Here is a 22,518-nt window from a genome sequence, read left to right as displayed (position 1 = left end):
CTCACCAAATTCCGACCCGAAGGCGAGAACCCAGCAGCGAGGACTCCGTGGACCCCTCGCCCGGCTCAGACCTAAGTGCTTGATTTTCAAGCCCTTCAGCGTCTGCGCCGGAAGTGGGCCGCATTATAGGGGAGTTTCGGAACAGGTCAACAGGTTATTTCGAGATTCTTTCTGCAAGGATCAAAAAGGCTGGGAAAGGCCGAGCCGTCATCTGTGCAGGTTAAGATGCCAGGAGACGACGTTTCGAGGACTGCATGACTTCCATCCTGGCCCGCTACCGACAACGCCTGGCGAAAACACTGGGCGACTGGTTTCCGCGTACCACGCTCTTCCTTAAAGGAGAGCCGGTACCAAGCAACCGGAAAAAGCCGCCCTCGGCCAAGGCCAAGAGGCCGAGCGCCGATCTCCAGGCGGTGAAGCCCAATAAGAAAGCAGTTGCTGGCCACGGGCATTCCAGCCTGCCCGCTTCAGCCCCCCAATCTGCTCCCATTGGTATCTATGGGCCGCCACTCCAGGTGAAGCGCTCACAGGAGCAGCGAATGAAGGCCCAGGTCGAGCGGGCCGTTGCCCAAGGCATCGTCCAGCCACCTTCGACGGAGCAATGGAAGATGATCCTGGCGCGCGCTCCTGCCACGAGGATCTTCGCCGGCGCGGGCTCAGGCAAGACCACGACACTGGTGCTGCGAGTGGTATTCATGCTGTGCCACCTGGAGATCCCCCGAGAGCAGCTAACGGTCATTTCCTTTACCAAGACCTCCTGCGAAGAACTCCGGACGCAGCTCAAACGTGTCCTGGCATTCTGGGACGCACCACTGGACGATGAGGGAGCACGAGAGCTGGTGCGGACCTTTCACTCCGCCCTGGCGCAATTGGCCCGAGCGGAATTGAGGGTGACGCAGTGGTTCGAGCAGTTATCGCCGAACGCCAGGCCGGACGAAGAACCGGACAATGCCTTGCTCACTGGTGCCACGCTGAACGACAGCCAGCGCCAGTTGCTGCTGCAGGCCTACGAGGATTGCTATAAAGAAGACGCGGGGTTTCGCCGGCGCACTCATCTATTGCTGGAATTGGCAGCCCCGGACGAAGAGGCGCCGCCTGCCGCCGCCCCCTTGCAGCCGTTTGTGCTCAATGGCGAGCGCCAGCCCCAAGCCCTCCCCGATCTCTTTTATGCTCAGGCTTCGTTCGCCGAGACGCTGGGAATGCGCGTCGGCTCGCTCAGGAGCAGCCAACTGGAATGCTCCACGCGCGACCGGATCTTCCTGGAGGCCATGCAGCAATTCTGGCGGCACTTCAACAAGCTGCTGAAGGAGCAACGGCTAATCACCTTCAACACGGCCTTCGCAGTGCTGACCGATCGTCTGGAAAAGAAACCCAGTCGCGCGCTGATTGGCCGCCTGGAGCCCTTTACCCATCTGTTGATCGACGAATTCCAGGACATCTCACCCCAGATCGCACTCTGGCTACAGCAGGTCCAGCGCAGACTAGCCGATGAGAAGGTCGCACCCTCGCTGATGGCTATTGGAGACGATTGGCAATCCATCTATGGCTGGCGTGGCAGCTCACCCGAGCTGTTCATTCATTTCGATCGCTGGTTCCCCGGCCAGACTCCCAGCCAGACACTGATGCTGGGAACCAACTACCGCTCCTCCCCGCAGATCGTCGCGGATGGCGAGCGCATCCTGGCGCAGGTGCGCCACAAACAGGACAAACGCACCCAGGCGTTTCGCCCGGCGACGGACCAAGGGCATGGGGTGAAGATCATCCCGCAATTCGATATCAGTCGCCAACTACCGCTATTGCTGGGCGAGATAGAGGCACAGCGGGGCTATGCGGCGGAATGTGAGCGGCCGGAACGCTGCGCGGTCATGGTGATGAGCCGGGTGAACGCCCCCTTGAAGATCCTCAACGAGCAACTGGGCCGGCAGCCAGGGGTGCGCACCTGCACCATTCACAGAGCCAAGGGCCTGCAGGCAGAAGTGGCGATCGTGCTGGACGATGGCCAGCCGCAGCAGCCCCACCCGCTGCGCAACGCCCTCTATGCTGCCAGCGGGCATTTCCAGCAGAGCTACGACGAGGCCATGGCCGACGAAGCCTTGCGCCTGAGCTACGTGGCGGTGACCCGTGGCGTCAGCCGGGTACTGTGGTACACCCGACAGCCGCGAGGGGCGGCGGCGATCCTGGCAGGCTGAATCAGGTATCGCGGCGGGTCGCGTCGTCCAGGGCCAGGATGGTATGGGCGTTGGTGACGGTGGTGGCAAGGGTGTTGATGACGCCAGAGCGCAAGGCACCGAGGATGGCGGCTGCCTTGGTGCTCTCGCTGGCGACGGCGATGACGTCGGGGATGCGGGTCAATTCCTGGACGGTAAGGCCGATCACTCGTCCTTGCAGGACATTGACCGCCGGCCGCCCGTGGATGTCGATGAAGTCATAACCCATCATGTCGCCCACCGTGCCGGACAGCCGCGCCGCGGCGATCTCCTGGGGCGAGAACCAGCCCATGCGCACCATGTTGCTGCTTTCGCTCATGTCGCCGATGCCGATCAAGGCGAGATCGGCGCGGCGCGCGCGGTCCAGGGTGGCGCGCACGGTGTCGTTGGCGATCAGGGTCGCGCGCAATTCGGGATTGGCCACCAGCGCCGGGGCATAGAGGGTCTCGCTTTCGCCCCCGAAGCGCGCGGCCAGGCGCCGGCAGATGTGGTCGGGATTCATGTACTCCCCGGCGCGCAGCGAACCACCGATGGCGCAGACGAAGGTGCAGTTGCGGCCATTGGGCAGGAAGACGTTGTCGGCCACCGCACCGACGTTACGCCCCATCCCCACCGCAATGATCATCCCGTCGGCCAACACCCGATTGAGGTAGTTGGCGACCAGGCTGGCGACCGCCGAACGCTGGGTATCCGGATCGGCGTGGTCCACCGCGATGAGGGCACGATCCAGGCGGAAACGCTCGAGCAGCTTCTGCTCCACCTCGTTGTTCATGGTGGGATGCTGCAGCACCCGCACCTCGACGATGCCTTCGTCGCGAGCGCGCTTGAGCAGGCGACTCACCTTGGCTCGCGACAGCGACAGGCGCTGGGCGATGGCCTCCTGGTTGACGTTGTCCAGGTAGTAGAGCATGGCGATGTCGGTCATCAGCTCGAAGTCGCTGGCCCCACGACTGGCATTGTCATTCATGCAGGATCGACTCCGGTTGACTGGCAAAGCCGTCATTGTCCCCAGTCCGGGTGGACGGCGTCCAGCGCCTAGCAATCACGGCGCTGCTCGAGGGCATTGATGCGCTCGACCTTGGGCCCTGAGCGCCCCGCTTCGAAATCCGAACTGAGAAAGGCCTTGACCAGACTCTTGGCGAGTTCCGCACCCACTACCCGCGCGCCAATGGAGAGGATCTGCGCATCGTTGCTCTTGCGGGCGCGCTCGGCCGAATAGGTGTCATGGGCTTGCGCAGCGCGAATGCCCTGGACCTTGTTGGCCGAGATGGCCATGCCGATACCGGTCCCGCAGACGAGCACGCCGAGGCGGTGCCGACCCTCGCGGATGGCGCTGGCGACCGCATAGGCGATATCCGGGTAGAGCACCGGCTCAATGGAATGGGAGCCGAAATCCTCCACCTCCAGGCCGAGGGAAAGGATAAAGGCCTTCAATTGCTCCTTGAGTTCGTAGCCGGCTTCGTCACAACCGATGGCGATGGATTGGGTGGCGTTCATGCACCTGGCGCTCCTATGAGGGACCAACACGGTCACGATCATATGATCATCATGTGAAATTTCGATCAAGCAATTTTGCTCGACACCAACGGCTACCCGTTCGCCAGTCTCGAATAGCTATTCAGTCACAGAGGCCTTTCGCCCACCAGCAGTCTGGGGCGGTCGGCCGCTTCAGAAAATTTTTGGCTGCCAGTTGACTGATCATATTTTCATAGTTTAAACATATGATCACTACGAGCTTCATCGCTGCGACAAGATAACAACACCAGCTGAGAGGACGTACCATGGCTTCGCCCTTGCTGCTCTACGCCGAAAAGGTCGCCAAGGCCTATGCCGGAATACCCGCCCTGCGCGATGGTCACCTGAGTCTCGAAGCGGGCTCGGTGCACGCGCTCTGTGGTGGCAACGGTGCTGGCAAGTCCACCTTTCTCAGCATCCTCATGGGTATCACCCAAAGGGATGCCGGCAGCATTCGCCTGGAGGGCCGCGAGGTGGTCTTCCAGCGCCCCAGCGAAGCCCTCGCCGCGGGCGTCGCCATGATCACCCAGGAACTGGAACCCATCCCCGACCTGACCGTGGCCGAGAACATCTGGCTGGGCCGTGAGCCGCGCCGGTTCGGCTGCCTGCTGGACAACCGCGAGTTGAATCGGCGGACTCGCGCGCTGCTGGAAGATCTCGGCTTCGACGTCGAGGCCACCATGCCCATGCGCCGCCTGAGCATCGCCCAGACGCAACTGGTGGAGATCGCCAAGGCCTTCAGTCATGACTGCCGGGTGATGATCATGGACGAGCCGACCTCCGCCATCGGCGAACGGGAGACGGAGACGCTGTTCGCCGCGATTCGCCGCCTGACCGCCCGGGGCGCCGGCATCATCTATGTGTCCCACCGCCTTACCGAGCTGGCGCAGATCGCCGACCGCTACACCATCTTCCGCGATGGCGCCTTCGTCGAAACGAGGGCGATGGCGAACGTCGACCGGGCCCACCTGGTACGGGGCATCGTCGGTCGCGAGCTGGCGAGCATCGACCACAAGCAGGGCCGCACCGCCACCGCCGAGCCCTGCCTGAAGGTGGTCGGTCTGAGCCGCAAGAACGAATTCCAGGACGTCAGCCTGCAGGTGCGCCCGGGTGAAATCCTCGGTATCTACGGGCTGATGGGGTCGGGACGCAGCGAATTCCTCAACTGCGTCTATGGACTGACCACACCGGACGCGGGCCAGGTGGAACTCAAGGGCGCCCCGGTGCCGATGGGCGATCCGGCGGCGACCATCCGCGCCGGGATCTCGCTGGTCACCGAGGATCGCAAGGACACCGGGTTGGTGCTCACCGGCAGCGTGCGCGAGAACGTCGCCCTCGCCGCCTACGACCGGCTATCCAGCCTGGGCGTCATCAGTGGGCGCAAGGAACGGGCGCTGGCGGAAGAAATGGTGCGCCGGCTGAAGGTCAAGACCGCCTCCCTGGAGCTACCGGTGGCGGCCATGAGTGGTGGCAACCAACAGAAGGTGGTACTCGCCAAGTGCCTGTCTACCGAGCCGGTGTGCCTGCTCTGCGACGAACCCACGCGCGGCATCGACGAGGGCGCCAAGCAGGAGATCTATCGCCTGCTCGACGAATTCGTCCGCGCCGGTGGCGCCGCCATCGTCGTCTCCTCCGAAGCCCCGGAACTGCTCCATCTGAGCGATCGCATCGCGGTGTTCAAGGCCGGTCGCCTGGTCACCGTGAGCGAGGACCGGTCCCTGTCCCAGGAAGCCTTGCTGAGTCTCGCCTCATGACCATCCAGACCCTCACTCCCGGTATCACTCCCGCTCCGTCGCGCAGCCGTCTGAGGTTCGCCCTCGACCGCTTCGGCCTGCCGCTGGTGTTCGTGCTGCTCTGCGTCGCCCTCGGCTTCAGCAGCGAGTACTTCATGACCTGGCGCAACTGGATGGACATCCTGCGCCAGACCTCCATCAACGGCATCCTCGCGGTGGGCATGACCTACGTCATCCTGACCCGCGGCATCGATCTCTCGGTAGGCTCCATCCTGGCCTTCGCCGGACTGTGCAGTGCCCTGGTCGCGGTACAGGGTTACGGCCTGCTGGCCGCCCTCAGCGCCGGGATGTTCGCCGGGGCGGTGATGGGCGCGTTGAACGGCTTCATGGTGGCCAATCTGTCGATCCCGCCCTTCGTGGCCACCCTGGGGATGCTCAGCGTCGGTCGCGGCCTGACCTTCATCCTCAACGACGGCAGCCCGGTCACCGACCTGCCGGAAAGCTACCTGGCCCTGGGTACCGGCAAGCTCGGACCGATCGGCATGCCCATCGTGATCTTCGCCATCGTGGCCTTGTTCTTCTGGCTGGTGCTCAAGTACACCACCTATGGCCGCTATGTGTACGCGGTGGGCGGTAACGAGAAGAGCGCCCGCACCTCGGGTATCGGCGTGCGCAAGGTGACCTTCTCGGTGTACGTGATCTCCGGGTTGCTCGCGGGCCTGGCCGGTATCGTGCTCTCGGCGCGAACCACCTCCGCCCTGCCCCAGGCCGGCGTCTCCTACGAGCTGGACGCCATCGCCGCGGTGGTCATCGGCGGCACCAGTCTCTCCGGCGGCACCGGCAGCATCGTCGGCACCCTGTTCGGCGCCCTGCTCATCGGGGTCATCAACAACGGCCTGAATCTGCTGGGGGTGTCTTCCTATTACCAGCAGGTGGCCAAGGGTTTGATCATCGTCTTCGCCGTCCTGATCGACGTCTGGCGCAAGCGCCGGGCCTGATCGCGCACCTCTCCGCACGACAACAATAAAAGGAGTCACCCATGCACGCTCGCAAATTGCTCGGCGTTCTCGCTGCGTCCCTGCTCTCCAGCAGCCTCGCCCAGGCGGCGCCCTACAAGGTCGGCGCCGCGGTCTACGGCCTCAAGGGCCAGTTCATGCAGGCCTGGGTCCGTGATCTCAAGCAGCACCCGGCGGTTCAGGACGGCTCGGTGCAGATCACGGTGTTCGACGGCAACTACGACGCCCTGACCCAGAACAACCAGATCGAGACGATGGTCACCCAGCACTACGACGCCATCATCTTCGTGCCCATCGACACCAAGGCCAGCGTCGGCGCGGTGGCCCGCGCGATGGAGAGCGAGGTGCCGGTGGTGGCCTCCAACACCAAGGTAGCCAGCGCCAGCGTGCCCTATGTCGGCAACGACGATGTGGAAGGCGGCCGGCTGCAGACCCAGGCGCTGGCGGACCGGCTCGGTGGCAAGGGCAACGTGGTGATCATCCAGGGCCCCATCGGCCAGTCGGCGCAGATCGACCGCGAGAAGGGCGAGATGGAGGTGCTGCAGAAATACCCCGAGATGAAGGTGATCGAGAAGAAGACCGCCAACTGGTCGCGCGCCGAGGCCCTGACCCTCACCGAGGACTGGCTCAACGCCCATCCCAAGGGTATCGCCGGCATCATCGCCCAGAACGACGACATGGCCCTGGGCGCGCTGCAGGCGGTGAAGAATCGCGGGTTGTCGGCCAAGGACATCCCCATCACCTCCATCGACGGCATGCCCGATGCCATCCAGGCCGCGAAGAAGGGCGAGCTCATCACCTTCTTCCAGGACGCCCAGGCGCAATCCCAAGGCGCCCTGGACGTGGTGCTGCGCAAACTGGAGGGCAGCGCCTACCAACCGCGCTCGGAAATCTGGAAGCGCTACCCGGCCCTGCAGTGGGGTGACGGCACCGCGAAGAACTACATCATCCCCTGGGTAGCGGTGACGCCGGAAAACGCCGACGCCCTCTACCAGCAGGCCAGCGGCAAGTAAGCCCCTTCGACGAGGACGGGCGCCCTGCCCGTCCGGGAGACCTCTCTATGTCCGATTTCTGGAATCAGGCCTTCGACCTCAAGGGCCGTTGCGCCCTGGTCACCGGCGGCGCGGCGGGTATCGGCCACGCCTGCGCCACCCTGCTCGCCAGCCGCGGTGCGCGGGTGGCGTTGCTGGATCGCAATCCCGAGGTGGCGCAGATCGCCGCGCAACTGGGCGACGGCCACCTGGGCATCGCCCTCGACGTGCGCGACAAGGCCGCCATCGATACGGCGGTCGACCAGGCCGCCCAGGCCTTCGGCCGGCTCGACCTGCTGGTCAACAGCGCCGGCGTGGCCTTGCTGGACAAGGCCCTGGACGTCAGCGAAGCGGCCTGGGACAGCACCCTCGACATCAATCTCAAGGCCAGCTTCTTCGTCGCCCAGGCCGTGGCGCGCCACCTGCGTGGCAGCGGCGGCGGACGCATCGTCAACCTGGCCTCCCAGGCAGCGGTGATCGGCCTGGATCGCCACGTCGCCTACTGCGCCAGCAAGGCCGCTGTGGTCGGCATGACTCGCGTGCTGGCCATGGAGTGGGCCGACTTCGGCATCACCGTGAATGCGGTGTCACCGACCATCGTCGAGACCGAGCTGGGCAAGCAGGCCTGGGCCGGCGAGGTGGGCGAGCGCGCCAAGCGGCTCATCCCGGTGGGCCGTTTCGCCCGGCCCGAAGAGATCGCCGCGGCGGTGCTCTACCTGCTCAGCGACGCCGCCGCCATGATCACCGGGGAGAACCTGGTGATCGACGGCGGCTACAGCATCCAGTGATGCCCACGAACGCGAGGTAACGTCATGTCCAGCACTGTCGAGAACAACCTGCCACGGACCATGCAGGCCGTGGTCTGCCACGGCCCCGAGGACTATCGCCTGGAGCAGGTGCCGGTCCCGGTGCCCGGGCCGGAGGAAATCCTCACCCGCGTCGAGCTGTGTGGCATCTGCATGGGCGACATCAAGACCTACCGCGGCGCGCCCTCCTTCTGGGGTGATGCCGAGCAACCGCGCTACGTGAAGCCGCCGATGATTCCCGGCCACGAATTCGTCTGCCGGGTGGTGGCCCTGGGGCCGGGGGCGGAGAAGCGCGGGGTGCAGGTGGGCGACCGGGTGATCTCCGAGCAGATCGTGCCCTGCTGGGGCTGCCGCTTCTGCAACCACGGCCAGTACTGGATGTGCCAGAAGCACGATCTCTACGGCTTCCAGAACAACGTCCAGGGCGCCATGGCCGAGTACATGATCTTCACCCGGGAAGCCATCGTGCATCCGGTGCCCGACGACATCCCACCCGAGGAGGCCATCCTCATCGAGCCGCTGTCCTGTTCGCTGCACGCGGCGGATCGCGCCGACGTCGGCCTGGACGATGTGGTGGTGGTGGCCGGCGCCGGCACCCTGGGGCTCGGCATCATCGGCGCGGTGCGGCTGCGCAATCCGAAGAAGCTGATCGTGCTGGACATGAAGCCGGAACGCTTCGAGCTGGCGCTGCGGTTGGGTGCCGACGAGGTGTGGAATCCCTTCTACGAGAACGTGGTGGAGAAAATCCGCGCCATTACCGACGGCTATGGCTGCGACATCTATATCGAGGCCACCGGGCACCACCGGGCGGTGAACCAGGGCCTGGCGATGCTGCGCAAGCTGGGGCGCTTCGTCGAGTTCAGCGTGTTCAACGACGAGGCCACGGTGGACTGGTCGATCATCGGCGATCGCAAGGAGCTGGACGTGCTCGGTTCCCACCTGGGGCCCTACATGTATCCGCGCGCCATCGACTTCATCGGCCAGCGCAAGATTGATGTGCGCGGCATCGTCACCCATACCTTCCCGCTGGCCGAGTTCAAGGACGCCTTCGCGACCATGGAGCGCGGCGACCAGTCCCTCAAGGTGGTGCTCAAGCCCTGACCGGGCGGGGTACCGAGAACAAGGAGACGCTATGAATCGAGTGATCAACGATCCGGACCTGGTGGTGGAGGACATGCTGGAGGGCATCCTCCTCGCCCATCCCGAGCTGGCCCAGGCCGGCGACAATCCGCGGGTGATCCGCACCACCCGGACCGCGCCGGAAGGCCGCGTGGGCGTGGTGACCGGCGGCGGCTCGGGCCACGAGCCGGCCTTTCTCGGCTATGTCGGCCCGGGCCTGGTGGACGCCGTGGCGGTCGGGGAGATCTTTTCCTCACCCACCGCCAAGAGTTTCCTCGATGCCTTCCATGCCGCCGACCGCGGCGCCGGGGTGGCCTGCCTGTACGGCAACTATGCCGGCGACAACATGAACGTGAAGCTGGCGATGAAGATGGCCGCCAGCCGCGGCCTGCAGATCCGCACCGTGGTGGCCAACGACGATGTGGCCTCGGCGCCCAGGGAAGAGATCGCCAAGCGCCGCGGCGTGGCCGGCGAGATCTTCATGTGGAAGGTCGGCGGTGCCGCCGCGGCCGAAGGCTATGACCTGGACGGCGTCATCCGCGTCGCGCAGAAGGCCGTCGCCAACTGCCGCTCCATTGGCGTGGGGCTGACGCCCTGCACCATCGCCGCGGTGGGCAAGCCGAACTTCCAGATCGCCGACGGCCAGATGGAGCTGGGCATCGGTCACCATGGCGAGCCGGGCATCGCCGTGGTACCCATCGAGCCGGCGCGGCAGATGGCGGCGCGCATGCTGGAGCCCATCCTGGCCGATCGCGATTTCGATCAGGACCAGGGCGTGGTGGTGCTGGTCTCCGGCCTGGGCGCCACGCCGGTGATGGAGCTCTATATCTTCTACGCCGAAGTCGCACGGTTGCTGGAGGCTCGCGGACTGCGCGTGCACCGCCGCTACGTTGGCAACTACTTCACGTCCCTGGAGATGATGGGCGTGACCCTGAGCGTGCTGGGCGTGGACGAGGAACTGGCCCGGCTGATCGACCACCCCTGCCGTTCCATCGGCCTGACCCAGACGGAGTGACGCCATGCAACAGTCCTTCTCCGGTGCCGAAGGCACCCCCATCGTCAATGACCTGGTGGACGTCATCGTCGCCAACCGTGAATACCTGAGCGAGGTAGACGGCGCCATCGGCGATGGCGATCACGGCATCAACATGGCCAAGGGCTTCTCCCGCTGCGGCAAGGCCATGGCCGGCCGCCAGCTGACCCTCGCCGAGGCCCTGGACGAACTGACCCTGGCGCTGATGGAGGGCATCGGCGGCTCCATGGGTCCGTTGTACGGCAGCCTGTTCATCGGCATGGCCGACCAGGTGCGCGGCAAGGCCGAGATCGATGCCGACGTCTTCGCCCGGCTGCTGCGTGGTGGCCTGGCCTCGATCCAGGACATCAGCGAAGCCGGCGTCGGCGACAAGTGCCTGATGGACGCCCTGATCCCGGCAGTGGAGACCTTCGAGACCGCAGTCGCCCAGGGCGCCAGCTTCCACGACGCCCTGGAAGCCATGAAGCGCGCCGCCTCCCAGGGCCGCGACTCGACCCGCGACCTGGTGGCCCGCATCGGCCGCGCCAGCCGCCTGGGCGAGCGCTCCCTAGGCGCACTGGACGCCGGCGCCGTGTCCTGCTGCCTGATCCTCACCCGCCTGGCCGACTCGGTGGAGGCCAGGCTGCACTGACTCCACCGCGCCGTGTGGCACCCTGTTGTTCGCACTTGCCACCCTTCGGGGTGGCTTTTTTATGACTATGAAAAAGGCCCTGACCATGAAGGTGCAGGGCCGACGAGGCGACAGAGGCGTACCTACTCGATCACATCGAAATCCTTGAGATGCTCTTCCGACAGCTCCAGGCCCAGGCCGGGTTTGTCGTCGTCCAGTTGCAGGTAGCCGCCGACCGGCTGGGGTTCGCCCTTGAAGACGTAGTAGAAGAGCTCGTTGCCCACCTCGACGTCGAAGACCGGGAAGAACTCGGCCAGGGGCGAGGCGGTGCTGGCCATGGTCAGGTGGTAGTTGTGCATCTGGCCGGCGTGGGGGATGACCGGCACCGACCAGGCTTCGGCCAGGGCGTTGATCTTGCGCGCGGCGGTGATGCCGCCGACGCGGTTGGTGTCGTACTGGATGACGTCCACGGCGCGGCGTTCGAGCAGGTCCTTGAAGCCGTAGGAGGTGAATTCGTGCTCGCCGCCGGAGATGGGCATGATGCCCATCTTCTTGAGTTCGACGTAGCCTTCGATGTCGTCGGCGATGACCGGCTCTTCCAGCCAGCGCGGCTCGAACTCGGCCAGCTTGGGCAGCATGCGGCGGGCGTATTCCAGGGTCCAGCCCATGTAGCATTCCAGCATGATGTCGACGTCGGGACCGGTCAGCTCGCGCAGGGCACGCACCTGCTCGAGGTTGCGTCTCATGCCGGCGGGACCGTCCTTGGGACCGTAGCCGAATCTCATCTTGAGGGCATCGAAGCCCTGGTTGAGGTAGCCCTGTGCCTCTTCCAGGAACAGGTCCAGGTTGTCGTTGGCATAGAGCTTGGAGGCGTAGCAGGGGATCTTTTCCTTGGTGCGGCCGCCCAGCAGCTTGAACACCGGCTTGTTGACGGCCTTGCCCATGAGGTCCCAGAGCGCAAGGTCGACGGCGGAGATGGCGGCCATGCCGATGCCCTTGCGGCCCCAGGCATGGGTGCGGCGGTACATCTTCTGCCAGAGGTATTCGTTGTCGAAGGGGTCCTGGCCCAGGACGATGGGCGTCAGGTAGAGATCGATGATCTCCTTGGCCACCCGCGGCGCCAGGGCGCAGTTACCGAGGCCGACCAGGCCGCTGTCGGTCTCGATCTCCACCACCAGCCAGCCGTGGAAGCGGAAGGAGCCCATGGCGTCGCCACGCTCATAGAGGATGTCGGTGGCGTTGGTGCAGAAGTGTGCCTGGGGCGGGACGACCTTGCCTTTCCATTCGAAGACGCGGGTGCGGACGCTGGTGATTTTCATCGGACTTTCCTTTTTTCGAGCATGAGTCAGGCCGGCCGGCTCCACGAGCCGGTTCGGCGGATTCGGGTAGCGCCTGGGGCGCCCCGGTAGCTATCAGTGGCGCGAGGCGCCCAGGCGACAGGCGATCTCGAAGGCCTGGCGGGTGGCGCCGACGTTGGCACGGCCCTGGCCGGCGATGTCGAAGGCGGTGCCATGGGCCGGCGTGGCGATGGGAATGGGCAGGCCGCCCTGCACCGTCACCCCACGGGAGAAGCCCATCAGCTTGATCGCGATCTGGCCCTGGTCGTGGTACATGGTGACCACGGCGTCGAAGGCACGGGCATCGCCCTGGACCTTGAGAAAGATGGTGTCGGCGGGATAGGGACCATCGGCAGCGATGCCCTGGGCCTTGGCCCGCTCCACGGCCGGGCCGATCAGGTCGAGCTCCTCGCGACCGAAGCTGCCGTTGTCGCCGTTGTGGGGATTGAGGCCGCAGACGCCGATGCGCGGGCACGCCAGACCACTGCGCTTGAGCTCGTTATCGATCAGTTGGATGGCTTCGATCACCCGCTCCTGGCTGAGCAGGCCGGGGACCGCCTTGAGCGCGACATGGGAGGTCACTCGTGAGGTCCAGAGATCATCCAGCACGTTGAATTCGCAGAATGGCCCCTGGTAGCCGAGGCGTTCGGCGAACCAGTGCAACTCGTCGTTGTGGCCCATGCCGGCCAGGTGCAGGGAGGTCTTGTTCAGCGGGCCGAAGAGGATGGCGTCGGTACGACCGGCCTGGGTCAGGTCGAGGGCGACGGCCAGGGTGTCCAGGCTGTAGCGACCACCGACGACGCTAGCCTCGCTGCGCGGAAAGGCGCCTTCGGCACTGCCGCGATAGGGGTACAGCAAGGGGACGTCGTCCTGGAAATCGAGGGCGTCGAGTCTCTCGATCCGCCGATAGGGATACTCGCAACCGGCGATGCGCATGCCGGTGCGGGCTTCGTCTTCATCGGCGATCAGCACCACCCGGGCGCGGCTGCGCACTTCGGGATCGGCCAGCAGGCGGGCGATCAGCTCGGGACCGATGCCGGCGGGATCGCCCAGTACCAGGGCCAGGCGGGGCAGCGTGGAATTGCTCATGCGGAAGTCCTCAGGGGAGTGTCCAGGTGGATGACGTCGGCCACCGGGCGGTACAGACGCCGGGCGGTGTCGTGGAAGAGTTGGCGCTGGGCCGCGATGGGCAGGTCGGCCACCAGGCGCTTGAAGCCACCGAGGATGGTGTCGTAGCTGCCGCACAGGCGGTCGACGGGGAAGTTGCTGGCGAACATGGCGCGCTCGGGGCCGAAGATGGCGATGGCCTCGCGGACGATCCAGGCGTTGTCTTCGGTGCGCCAGGGTTGGCCGGCAAGGCCCAGGCCGGAGATCTTCAGCGCCACGTTGGGCCATTCGGCCAGGCGGGCCAGGGCGGCGCGCCAGGCGGCCAGGCCTTCGGGGCGGCGATCGGAGGGCAGGCCGGTGTGGTTGAGGATCAATTGGATGGCCGGAAAATCCCGCGCCAGGCGGCAGGCCTCATCGAGATTCCACCAGGGCGTCTGCAGGTCGAAGTGCAGGCCCTGGCGCTGCAACTCGGCATAGCCGCGGCGCCAGCGTTCGTCGCTCATCAGGGTGCGCTGGCTACCTACCTCTTCAGGACGCCCGGGGCCACCGGGCTTGTGTCTCACACTGCGTACCCGCTCGAAGGCGGCCTGGGCGGCGAGCAGCTCGGCGGCGTCTTCGGCATCGAGCCAGGCCTGGGCGACCACGGCATGGGGTACGCCATGGCGGCGGGCCAGGTCATGGATGTAGCAGGTCTCGCCCAGGGGATCGCGCGGATCCCATTCGGTCTCGACGTAGACGGTCTGGACCACGTCGTGACCGGTCGCGTCGGCGAAATAGTGCTCGGGCAGGTAGTCACCCTTGAGGGCGCTGTAGTCGCCGTAACGGAAGGGGATGGTTTCCGTGCCGGACAGCCAGGGGTGGAAGTTGCGCCGGGGCTCCCAGAAGTGGTGGTGGGCGTCGATGATGGGTCCGCTATAGAGCTCAGCCATGCTGCACCTCCCGCTCGTCCAGGGCGATCAGCAGGGTGCCGAGGATGAACAGGCCCGAGCAGAGGGCGAAGAAGCCCAGCACCGCCGGGTAGCCACCCAGGTGCTGCAGCAGCAGGCCGACCAGGATGGGAACGGCGATGCCGCCTAGGCTGCCGGCCAGGTTCATTACCCCGCCGATCAGGCCGACGCGTGCCGGCGCCGCCAGCAGCGCCGGGAAACTCCAGTAGAGGCTGCCCCACATGAGGAAGAAGGCGGTGAGCGACAGCAGCGCCACGGCGGCATAGGGATCGGTGAGTCGCGGCAGCAACAGGAAGGCCGCCAGGGCCACCAGGCCGGAGCAGGACAGCAGTCCCTTGGCGGCCAGGCCACGGCGCACGCCCTTGCGCACCAGCAGGTCGCAGAGGAAGCCGCCGGCCAGGGAGCCGGCCGCGCCGCAGAGGAAGATGACGAAGGTGGCCGCGCCTATGCCCTTGATGTCGAAGCCGCGGGCCTGGGCCAGGTAGCTGGGCCCCCAGGTCAGCAGGCCGAAGAAGACCATGGCCCAGCTGGCGCGACCGAGCAGGATGCCGGCCAGGGAGCGGCGGGCGATACCCAGGCCCCTGACGCCGGCCTTGGCGGCCTGGGCCACGGAGGTGGTGCGGCCTTCGTTGATGCGTGCGAGTTCGGCGGCGTTGACCCCCGGATGGGTCGCCGGATCGTCCCTGAGATAGCGCCAGGCCAGCCAGGCCATGGCCAAGGTGGCGAGACCGGCGATGAAGAAGGCGGTGCGCCAGGAACCGAAGACAGCGATCAGGTAGGCGATGAGCAGGCCGCCCAGGGCCACGCCCAGGGGTCCGCCGCAATCCATCAGCACCGCCCCCCGGCCGCGCTCGCTGGAGGCCAACCACAGGGAGTTGAGCTTGCCGCCCGCGGGGAACAGCGGCGCCTCGGCGGCGCCCAGGGCGACCCGGGCGAAGATCAGCGACAGTCCGCCGGTGGCGAAGGCGGCCAGGGTCTGGAAGACGCCCCAGAGCCCGGTGGACCAGCCGATGACCCGACGTGGGCCATAGCGGTCGATCAGCCAGCCGCCGGGAATCTGCAGGAGCGCATAGGCCCAGAAGAAGCTGCTGAGGATCAGCCCCTGGATGGCGGGCGTCAGCTGGAACTCACGGGCGATGGTGGGCATGGCGATGGACAGGGAGACGCGGTCCACCAGGTTGATGACGGTGAGGCCGAAGATGATGGCGAAGATGCGCCAGCGGACGCGGGAAGCCTGGAGTGCCGTAGGAATGGCCGCGGCTTCCGCGAGTGGTGTGGAACGGGACGTCGAGAGCATGGCGTGGACCCCTGGGATTGTTGTTATGGGTGTTCAGCTGCCGGCTGACGAGATCGACTATCCAGTCCAGGGTGATAACCGTCCAATGCAAATCCGTCGATAGGGGTATAAGCCCAGGATATAGGCTCGCCCAGCGTCGACTCGGTAAGCGCTCTGCGACCTGGCATTCAGCGGGCCGCTCTTCCTGGCATAACTCCAGGCTATCGATGCATGTTTATTTTTGAGTAGTCAGGCTACCCGCAGCCTGCGCAGACTCGCCTCACTCAAAACAACGATAAGAAAGAGGAAATCCCATGCGCAGCCCCCTACTGCTCGCCGCCCTCCCCCTCTGTCTCGCCTCCGTGGCCGCCCCTTGGGCGCAGGCGGCCTGGCAGCCCGAGGGCAAGGTGGAAATCGTCGTCGCCGGCGGCCCCGGTGGCGGCACCGACCAGCTCGGCCGGCTGATCCAGTCGATCATCACCCAGCACAAGCTGCTCGACGCCAGCACCGTGGTGCTGAACAAGGGCGGCGGCAATGGTGCCGAGGCCTTCCTGGAGATGAAGCTGGCCAAGGGCGAGGCGGACAAGCTGGTCATCGCCACCAACAACGTCTATCTGCTGCCGCTGACCGCCAAGCTCGGCTACCAGCTCAGCGATCTCACCCCGGTGGCGGCCATCGCCGAAGATGACTTCATCCTCTGGACCTACGCCGACGCCCCCTGGAAGGACGCCCGCGGCTATCTCGACGCCATCAAGCAGGACCCGGCCGGCAAGCGCATGGGTGGCAGCCAGTCCAAGGACGTCGACCAGACGCTGACCCTGCTGCTCAACCGCACCGAGGGCACCAAGCTCACCTATATCCCCTTCAAGAGCGGCAGCGAGGCGGCCACCCAGTTGGCTGGCAAGCACATCACCTCCAACGTCAACAATCCCAGCGAGAGCCTGAGCCAGTGGCGCGGCGGCCAGGTGGTGCCGCTGTGCGTGTTCAGCCAGAACCGCATGGCCTATACCGCTAAGGTCACCGAGACCCAGGCCTGGTCCGACGTACCCACCTGCAAGGAGCAGGGCCTGGGCATCGACCAGTACCGTTTCCCGCGCACCGTGCTCTTGCCGGGCGGGGTCAGCGAGGAACAACGGGCCTTCTATGTGGAACTGCTGCGCAAGGTCAGCCAGACACCGGAGTTCAAGGCCTATATCGAGCGCAATGCCCTGGTGCCGACCTTCCTCGAAGGTCCGGCGCTGCAGGACTACATCGCCCAGGACACCGCCCGGGTCACCCCGGTGTTCGAGGACGCGGGCTGGCTCAAGCGCTGATCGGCGCACCGACACAGGAGAGACGGCCATGGCCGGAGATTCCCTGATCGCCACCCGCTGGGTGGAACTGGGCCTGGCGGCCTTTACCGCCGGGCTCGGCGGCATCGTGATGATCGGCAGCCTGGACCAGGGCATCGGCTGGGGCGATGCCGGCCCCGAGCCGGGCTACTTCCCCTTCTACATCGGCCTGCTGCTGACCCTGGCCAGCCTGGCCACGGCGCTGCAGACCCTGTGGCGCTGGGAGGCGCTGCGTACCAGCTTCGTCGAGCGCGCCGCCTTCGGCCAGGTGCTGCGGGTGTTCCTGCCGATGCTGGCCTTCGTCGTCGCCCTGCCCCTGCTGGGCCTCTATCTGACAGCCTTCCTGTTCATCGCCTGGTTCATGGCGCGGGATCGCCAGCGGCAAAGGCGCTACGGCCTATGGCAGATCCTCGCCACGGCGGGCGGAGTGAGCCTGGCTAGTTACCTGATCTTCGCCCTCTGGTTCAAGGTGCCGCTGGACGCTGGCCCCCTGGCCGACCTTGCGGCCCTGCTGAGGAAATCCGCATGAGCGAATTCGAATCCCTGATGCACGGGATGGGTCTGATCCTGTCCTTCCATCACCTGGCGCTGATGGTGATCGGTGTACTGCTCGGCATCCTGGTCGGGGTGCTGCCCGGCCTGGGCGCGCCCAATGGCGTCGCCCTGCTGCTGCCGCTGACCTTCACCATGAGCCCGACCTCGGCCATCATCCTGCTCTCCTGCATGTACTGGGGCGCGCTGTTCGGCGGCTCCATCACCTCCATCCTGTTCAACATCCCGGGCGAACCCTCGTCGGTGGCCACCACCTTCGACGGCTATCCCCTGGCGCGCCAGGGCCGTGCCGGCGAGGCCCTGACCGCGGCCTTCACCTCGGCACTGCTGGGCGCCCTGGTCGGGGTGCTACTGCTGACCTTCCTTTCCAGCCGTATCGCCGCTTTCGCCATGGAATTCAGCTCTCCGGAATTCTTCGCCGTCTATTTGCTGGCCTTCTGCACCTTCATCGGCATGAGCAAGAATCCGCCACTGAAGACGGTGGCGGCCATGATGATCGGCTTCGCCATGGCCGCGGTGGGCATGGATACGGTGTCCGGCAATCTGCGCCTGACCTTCGACCAACCGGCGCTGCTCTCGGGCATCAGCTTCGAGGTGGCGGTGATCGGCCTGTTCGGCATCGGCGAAATCCTCTGCACCGTGGAGGAAGGCCTGGTCTTTCGTGGCGAGCAGGCGCGCATTACCCTGCGTACGGTGCTCGGTACCTGGAAGCAACTGCCGCGCTATTGGCTGACCTGGCTGCGCAGCGCCCTGGTCGGCTGCTGGATGGGCGTGACCCCGGGCGGCCCCACCGCCGCCTCCTTCATGAGCTACAGCCTGGCCCGGCGCTTCTCGAAGAACCGCGACGGCTTCGGCAAGGGCGAGCTGGAAGGGGTGATCGCCCCGGAGACCGCCGACCACAGCGCCGGTACCAGCGCCCTGCTGCCCATGCTGACCCTGGGCATTCCCGGCTCGGCCACCGCCGCGGTGATGCTCGGCGGCCTGATGATCTGGGGTCTGCATCCGGGGCCGACCCTGTTCGCCGAACAGCACGACTTCGTCTGGAGCCTGATCGCCAGCATGTACCTGGGCAACGTGGTCAGCCTGATCGTGGTGCTGGCGACGGTGCCGCTGTTCGCCGCCATCCTGCGCATCCCCTTCTGCATCATCGCGCCGATCATCTTCACCGTCTGCGTGATCGGTGCCTACTCGGTGCACAACAGCCTGTTCGACGTCTGGCTGATGCTCGGCTTCGGTATCCTCGGCTATGCCTTCAAGAAGCTCGGCTATCCCATCGCCCCGCTGGTGCTGGCGGCGGTGCTGGGTGACAAGGCCGAGGACGCCTTCCGCCAGTCGATGCTGTTCTCCGATGGCCAGCTGGGCATCTTCTGGTCCAACCCGCTGGTGGGCAGCCTGACCACCGCCGCGCTGCTGATGCTCTGCTGGCCGCTTTTGGCGCGGGGGCTGCAGGCGCTGCGTCAGGGCCAGCCGCGAGCCAAGGTACGGCCCTCGTGAACGCCCCGGTCTGGCGTGGACGCACCCCACCGACGCCAGGCCGGGGCTCATGCGCTACCCTAGCCGGCTCCCCTGTCCCAAGGTCCGCCCGCATGACGCGCATTCCCGATGCCCATACCATCCACAGCCGTCTGCGCCTGCGCCAGCTGCGCCTGGTACTGGCGCTGGCGGAATTCGGCTCGCTGCGCCGCGCCGCCGACGACATCGGCATGACCCAGCCGGCCGCCACCAAGATGCTCCACGAGATCGAGAGCTTGCTGGGTGTAGGGCTGTTCGAGCGGCTGCCGCGGGGCATGCGCGCCACAGCCTTCGGCGAGACGGTGATCTACTACGCGCGGATGGTGTTCGCCGAACTCTCGGGCATGCGCGAGGAGCTGGTCGCATTGGAATCGGGCAATCTCGGCCGGGTCGCGGTGGGCGCCATCCCGGCGCTGGCCTCGGGTCTGCTGACCCGCACCATCGCCACCCTCAAGCAGAGCCATCCGCGGCTGTCCATGTCGATCCAGGTGGATACCAGCGACGTCCTGGTCCAGGCGCTCTTGCAGGACCAGTTGGACGTGGTGCTGGGCCGCATCCCCACCGGCACCCGCGCCGAAGAGCTGCTGTTCGACAGCCTCGGCGAAGAGGTGCTCTGCGTGATCGCCGGCGCCCAGAATCCCCTGGCCCAGGCCACCCACCTCACCTGGGGCGAATTGCAGGAGCACACCTGGGTGCTGCAGCAGCATCCCAGCCCGATGCGCGCCATCATCAACCAGGCCTTCCACAATGCCCGGGTCGACATCCCCGGCAGCATCGTCGAGACCACCTCCATCATGACCCTGCTGGCGTTGGTCCAGCAGACCGACATGCTCGGGGTCACGCCCCTGTCGGTGGTCAACGACTACCCCGGCCGCCACCTGCTGGCGGTGCTGCCCATCGCCTTCGAACCACGACTGCCGCCCTACGGCCTGATCCGCCGGCGCCACCGGGTGCAGTCCTCGGCCATGCAGACCTTCATGGCGGCGGTGCGCAGCGAGCATGGGCGGCTGCGCCACGACGAGGGCTGAGTAGGCGCTAGGGTCGCTGATCGCCCGGAACCTCGGTCTAGATACCCCGCTTGGCCCGTGCCTTGCAAAATCCCTCCCAAGGCCGTCTACGAACGGCCAAGAACGAGTCCCGTCGCCTGATCACTAGCCGCTGACTGCAGTGACTATCCCGTTACTGCAGTACGCGGGGAACAAAAGGGTGCAGGGGGCCACGCCTGTGTGCAAGGAGGTAACAATGCTCCACGAATCCGCACCTTCCGAGAGCGGCGAACGCTTTCGCCAGACCCGGCTGTTCTGCTCGAACAGTCTGCAATTCCTGGTGGCCGATCGTGACGCGGCCTGTCAGGGCGTGAGCAAGGTCTTCAAGCCCCATGAGCTGAAGCCGGTGCAGCGCGGCGAAAGCATCAGTGCCAGCCTGCACCATGTCAGCCGGGGACGGCTGTCGCTCAATCGCCTGGAATATGGCACCGATGTCGATATCGATCCCCAGTGCCTGCAGGACTTCTACCTGATCCAGATTCCTCTGACCGGTGGCGCCGACATCCATTGCGGTACGGCGGATTTCCAGTCTTCACCGCAGATGGCGGCACTGTTGTCGCCGGAGTTGCCGGTGCGCATGAGGTGGTACGGTGGCGCGGCCCAGCTGGTACTGCGCCTGGAGCGCGCCGATCTGGAGCATCACTGCGCCCAGCACCTGCCGCAGCAGGGGCGTCTGCCGCAGTTCGACCCACGCCTGGACCTGCGCCAAGCCGGCGGCGCCTACTTCCTGCAACTGCTCGGCCTGCTGATGGATGGTCTGGCCAATCCGGCGCATCCGATCCACCAGCCACTGGTGCTCAAGCAATTCGAATCCTCGCTGCTCAATGCCTTGCTCTACGGCCAGCCACATTCCCTGCACGGCCAGTTGGAAGGCACCCGCGAGCGCAATGTCTCGCCCTATTTCATCAAGCGCATCGAGGCCTACATCGCCGAGCACCTGCACGAGCCGCTGAGCGTCGAGACACTGGCCGAGCACGGCGGCGTCAGCGTGCGTACCCTGTTCGCCGGCTTCCGCACCTATCGCGGCACCACGCCGATGCACTATCTACGCGACCTCCGCCTTGAGCGGGTCAACGAAGAATTGCGCAGCGGCCGCGTGGAGTCAGTGACGGATACCGCCTACAAATGGGGCTTCGCACACCTCGGGCGCTTCGCCCAGGAATACAAGCGCCGCTACGGCGAATCTCCTTCGGAGACCCGCCGCTTTCGCGGTGCGCTATCGGCTAGTTGAAACGCCGCCCCGCCAGGGTCTGGGATGGCGTTTCGCCGAACGTCTGGCGGTAGTCGCTGGCGAAGCGTCCCAGGTGCTCGAAGCCCCAGTCCAGGGCGATGCGCGAGACGTTGGCACCCTCGCGGCGCGCCAGCAGCAATCGCCGCACCCCCTCCAGCCGCAGGCGCTTGAGATAGGCCATGGGCGGCTGGCCGTGGTAGCGGCGGAAGCTGGCATAGAGCTTGGCGCGAGAAACTCCCGCGACCTGCTCCAGGCACTCCAGGGAGGGATTCTCGCGGGCATGGCTCTCCAGGTAGCGTCGCGCGCGTAGCAGGAATTCGGGATAGCCACTGTCTGCGCCCTCCGCCAGGCTCGCCGAATAGTTATGCGGCTGGGCCAGCAGCAGGCCCTTGAGCAGCATCACCTCCAGGTCGTTCGCCAGCGCCGGTTGTCCATAGAGCGCCTGCACCCCGCTCCAGCCTTCCAGCAATTGGCGCACGCCCTGCCACCAGGCCGCCACCGACGGGCGCGCCAGTTCCATCTCGCTGCAGAAGCTCAGGGGCTCGTCCAACGGCCGTCCCAGCAGTGTCTGGGCCACTTCCTGCAGGGCTTCACGGCGGATCACCACCTGCAATTTGAAGCAGTCGGCAGCCATGTCCAGCCGTTGCCATTCGTGGGGCGAGACCACCACCCCGCAGTGGCTGTCGGAACGGACGCGCGCGCCACGGCTGGCCAGGGACTGACGGCCCTGCAGCGGCAGGCTGAGACTGTAGGCGTCCAGCGCCTCGATGCCGATCTGCACCGCCGCGCCGTAGCCGATGCGCCCCACCACGGTGGACCGCCCCGGCAGCCGCACGCCCTGGTGGTGGAAGCTCAGCTCGGCGCCGCTGCGCGCTTCCAGACGATGGGGACCGCAGACTGCACTCATCCAGCGACAGGCTTCGTTCACCTGGCCGCTACGCGTCTGCACCTCGAAATTCGCCTGCTGCATGATGCTGCCCTCCGGTTGTAGGTTCCATGCTGCACGCCGCGAGCCGCTGCCACTATCCGCTGAGTGCAGGCCAGGCCGGTGAGCGAAAAAATCCGGCTAGCAATCGCTGAAAAAGCGGATAGAGCGGCACCCGGCGCGG

General features: G+C 66.0%; 20 protein-coding genes. 13 read left to right on the top strand and 7 right to left on the bottom strand.

Features of this window, described 5'->3' with window-relative positions; translation table 11 throughout:
* Positions 1–254 precede the first annotated feature (254 nt).
* Entirely contained in the window at positions 255–2,189 is a 1,935-nt protein-coding gene (locus RND78_RS14960) for a UvrD-helicase domain-containing protein (protein ID WP_312729833.1), read from the top strand.
* A gap of 1 nt (position 2,190) precedes the next feature.
* Here RND78_RS14960 and RND78_RS14955 read toward each other — a convergent pair whose 3' ends face one another.
* Both RND78_RS14955 and rpiB read right to left on the bottom strand, forming a co-directional pair.
* Positions 2,191–3,174 carry a sugar-binding transcriptional regulator gene (locus RND78_RS14955; protein WP_312729831.1) on the bottom strand — a complete coding sequence of 328 codons (984 nt, stop codon included), beginning with the start codon at positions 3,172–3,174 and terminating at the stop codon, positions 2,191–2,193.
* 68 nt (positions 3,175–3,242) lie between these two features.
* A complete protein-coding gene (gene rpiB / locus RND78_RS14950) occupies positions 3,243–3,704 on the bottom strand; it encodes a ribose 5-phosphate isomerase B (protein WP_312729829.1) in 462 nt (153 codons plus the stop codon).
* Positions 3,705–3,988: 284 nt separating this feature from the next.
* Here rpiB and RND78_RS14945 point away from each other — a divergent pair, with 284 nt between their 5' ends.
* The 7 genes from RND78_RS14945 to dhaL are packed head-to-tail and all read left to right on the top strand — an operon-like array spanning position 3,989 to position 11,091.
* Complete coding sequence (locus tag RND78_RS14945; RefSeq protein ID WP_312729827.1) at positions 3,989–5,476, top strand: sugar ABC transporter ATP-binding protein; 1,488 nt, start codon at positions 3,989–3,991, stop codon at positions 5,474–5,476.
* Positions 5,473–6,453: an ABC transporter permease gene (locus RND78_RS14940; RefSeq protein WP_312729825.1), complete on the top strand. Its 981-nt coding sequence runs from the start codon at positions 5,473–5,475 to the stop codon at positions 6,451–6,453. Before RND78_RS14945 ends, RND78_RS14940 begins: the two co-directional genes overlap by 4 nt.
* Before the next feature lie 41 nt (positions 6,454–6,494).
* Positions 6,495–7,484 carry a substrate-binding domain-containing protein gene (locus RND78_RS14935; protein ID WP_312729824.1) on the top strand — a complete coding sequence of 330 codons (990 nt, stop codon included), beginning with the start codon at positions 6,495–6,497 and terminating at the stop codon, positions 7,482–7,484.
* 47 nt (positions 7,485–7,531) lie between these two features.
* Entirely contained in the window at positions 7,532–8,290 is a 759-nt protein-coding gene (locus RND78_RS14930) for a GolD/DthD family dehydrogenase (protein WP_312729822.1), read from the top strand.
* Between the two features lie 24 nt (positions 8,291–8,314).
* Complete coding sequence (locus tag RND78_RS14925) at positions 8,315–9,409, top strand: alcohol dehydrogenase catalytic domain-containing protein (RefSeq protein WP_312729820.1); 1,095 nt, start codon at positions 8,315–8,317, stop codon at positions 9,407–9,409.
* A 31-nt stretch (positions 9,410–9,440) separates the two neighbouring features.
* Complete coding sequence (locus tag RND78_RS14920; RefSeq protein ID WP_312729818.1) at positions 9,441–10,442, top strand: dihydroxyacetone kinase subunit DhaK; 1,002 nt, start codon at positions 9,441–9,443, stop codon at positions 10,440–10,442.
* 4 nt (positions 10,443–10,446) lie between these two features.
* The gene (gene dhaL, locus RND78_RS14915; RefSeq protein WP_312729817.1) at positions 10,447–11,091 is read left to right on the top strand and encodes a dihydroxyacetone kinase subunit DhaL; all 645 of its coding nucleotides are present in this window, start codon (positions 10,447–10,449) and stop codon (positions 11,089–11,091) included.
* 122 nt (positions 11,092–11,213) lie between these two features.
* On the opposite strand, the gene RND78_RS14910 is transcribed toward dhaL, so the two are convergent.
* The 4 genes from RND78_RS14910 to RND78_RS14895 form a co-directional block, all read right to left on the bottom strand.
* The gene (locus tag RND78_RS14910) at positions 11,214–12,389 is read right to left on the bottom strand and encodes an L-rhamnonate dehydratase (RefSeq protein WP_312729816.1); all 1,176 of its coding nucleotides are present in this window, start codon (positions 12,387–12,389) and stop codon (positions 11,214–11,216) included.
* 93 nt (positions 12,390–12,482) lie between these two features.
* On the bottom strand, positions 12,483–13,496 hold the full coding sequence (locus tag RND78_RS14905; protein WP_312729814.1) for a 4-hydroxythreonine-4-phosphate dehydrogenase PdxA: 1,014 nt from the start codon (positions 13,494–13,496) through the stop codon (positions 12,483–12,485).
* Complete coding sequence (locus RND78_RS14900) at positions 13,493–14,443, bottom strand: amidohydrolase family protein (protein WP_312729811.1); 951 nt, start codon at positions 14,441–14,443, stop codon at positions 13,493–13,495. The genes RND78_RS14905 and RND78_RS14900 overlap by 4 nt, the downstream gene beginning before the upstream one ends.
* Positions 14,436–15,758: an MFS transporter gene (locus RND78_RS14895; RefSeq protein WP_312729810.1), complete on the bottom strand. Its 1,323-nt coding sequence runs from the start codon at positions 15,756–15,758 to the stop codon at positions 14,436–14,438. The genes RND78_RS14900 and RND78_RS14895 overlap by 8 nt, the downstream gene beginning before the upstream one ends.
* A gap of 293 nt (positions 15,759–16,051) precedes the next feature.
* Between RND78_RS14895 and RND78_RS14890 the strand changes: the two genes are divergently transcribed.
* The 5 genes from RND78_RS14890 (at position 16,052) to RND78_RS14870 (ending at position 21,409) form a co-directional block, all read left to right on the top strand.
* Positions 16,052–17,050, top strand: coding sequence for a tripartite tricarboxylate transporter substrate binding protein (locus RND78_RS14890; protein WP_312729809.1), 999 nt, complete (start codon positions 16,052–16,054; stop codon positions 17,048–17,050).
* A 28-nt stretch (positions 17,051–17,078) separates the two neighbouring features.
* Entirely contained in the window at positions 17,079–17,597 is a 519-nt protein-coding gene (locus tag RND78_RS14885) for a tripartite tricarboxylate transporter TctB family protein (protein WP_312729808.1), read from the top strand.
* Positions 17,594–19,114 carry a tripartite tricarboxylate transporter permease gene (locus tag RND78_RS14880; protein WP_312729807.1) on the top strand — a complete coding sequence of 507 codons (1,521 nt, stop codon included), beginning with the start codon at positions 17,594–17,596 and terminating at the stop codon, positions 19,112–19,114. The genes RND78_RS14885 and RND78_RS14880 overlap by 4 nt, the downstream gene beginning before the upstream one ends.
* 92 nt (positions 19,115–19,206) lie before the next feature.
* Positions 19,207–20,160: a LysR family transcriptional regulator gene (locus RND78_RS14875; protein ID WP_312729806.1), complete on the top strand. Its 954-nt coding sequence runs from the start codon at positions 19,207–19,209 to the stop codon at positions 20,158–20,160.
* Between the two features lie 214 nt (positions 20,161–20,374).
* Positions 20,375–21,409 (top strand): AraC family transcriptional regulator, encoded by a 1,035-nt coding sequence (locus RND78_RS14870; protein WP_312729805.1) that lies wholly within the window; start codon positions 20,375–20,377, stop codon positions 21,407–21,409.
* Here the strand turns inward: RND78_RS14870 and RND78_RS14865 are convergent.
* The gene (locus RND78_RS14865) at positions 21,402–22,379 is read right to left on the bottom strand and encodes a helix-turn-helix domain-containing protein (protein ID WP_312729804.1); all 978 of its coding nucleotides are present in this window, start codon (positions 22,377–22,379) and stop codon (positions 21,402–21,404) included. The two genes, RND78_RS14870 and RND78_RS14865, sit on opposite strands and share 8 nt — an antisense overlap.
* Between the last annotated feature and the right edge of the window lie 139 nt (positions 22,380–22,518).

This window comes from Pseudomonas oryzihabitans (assembly GCF_032027545.1).
Lineage (GTDB): Bacteria > Pseudomonadota > Gammaproteobacteria > Pseudomonadales > Pseudomonadaceae > Chryseomonas > Chryseomonas oryzihabitans_F.
This window is presented reverse-complemented; position numbering and strand designations above follow the sequence as displayed.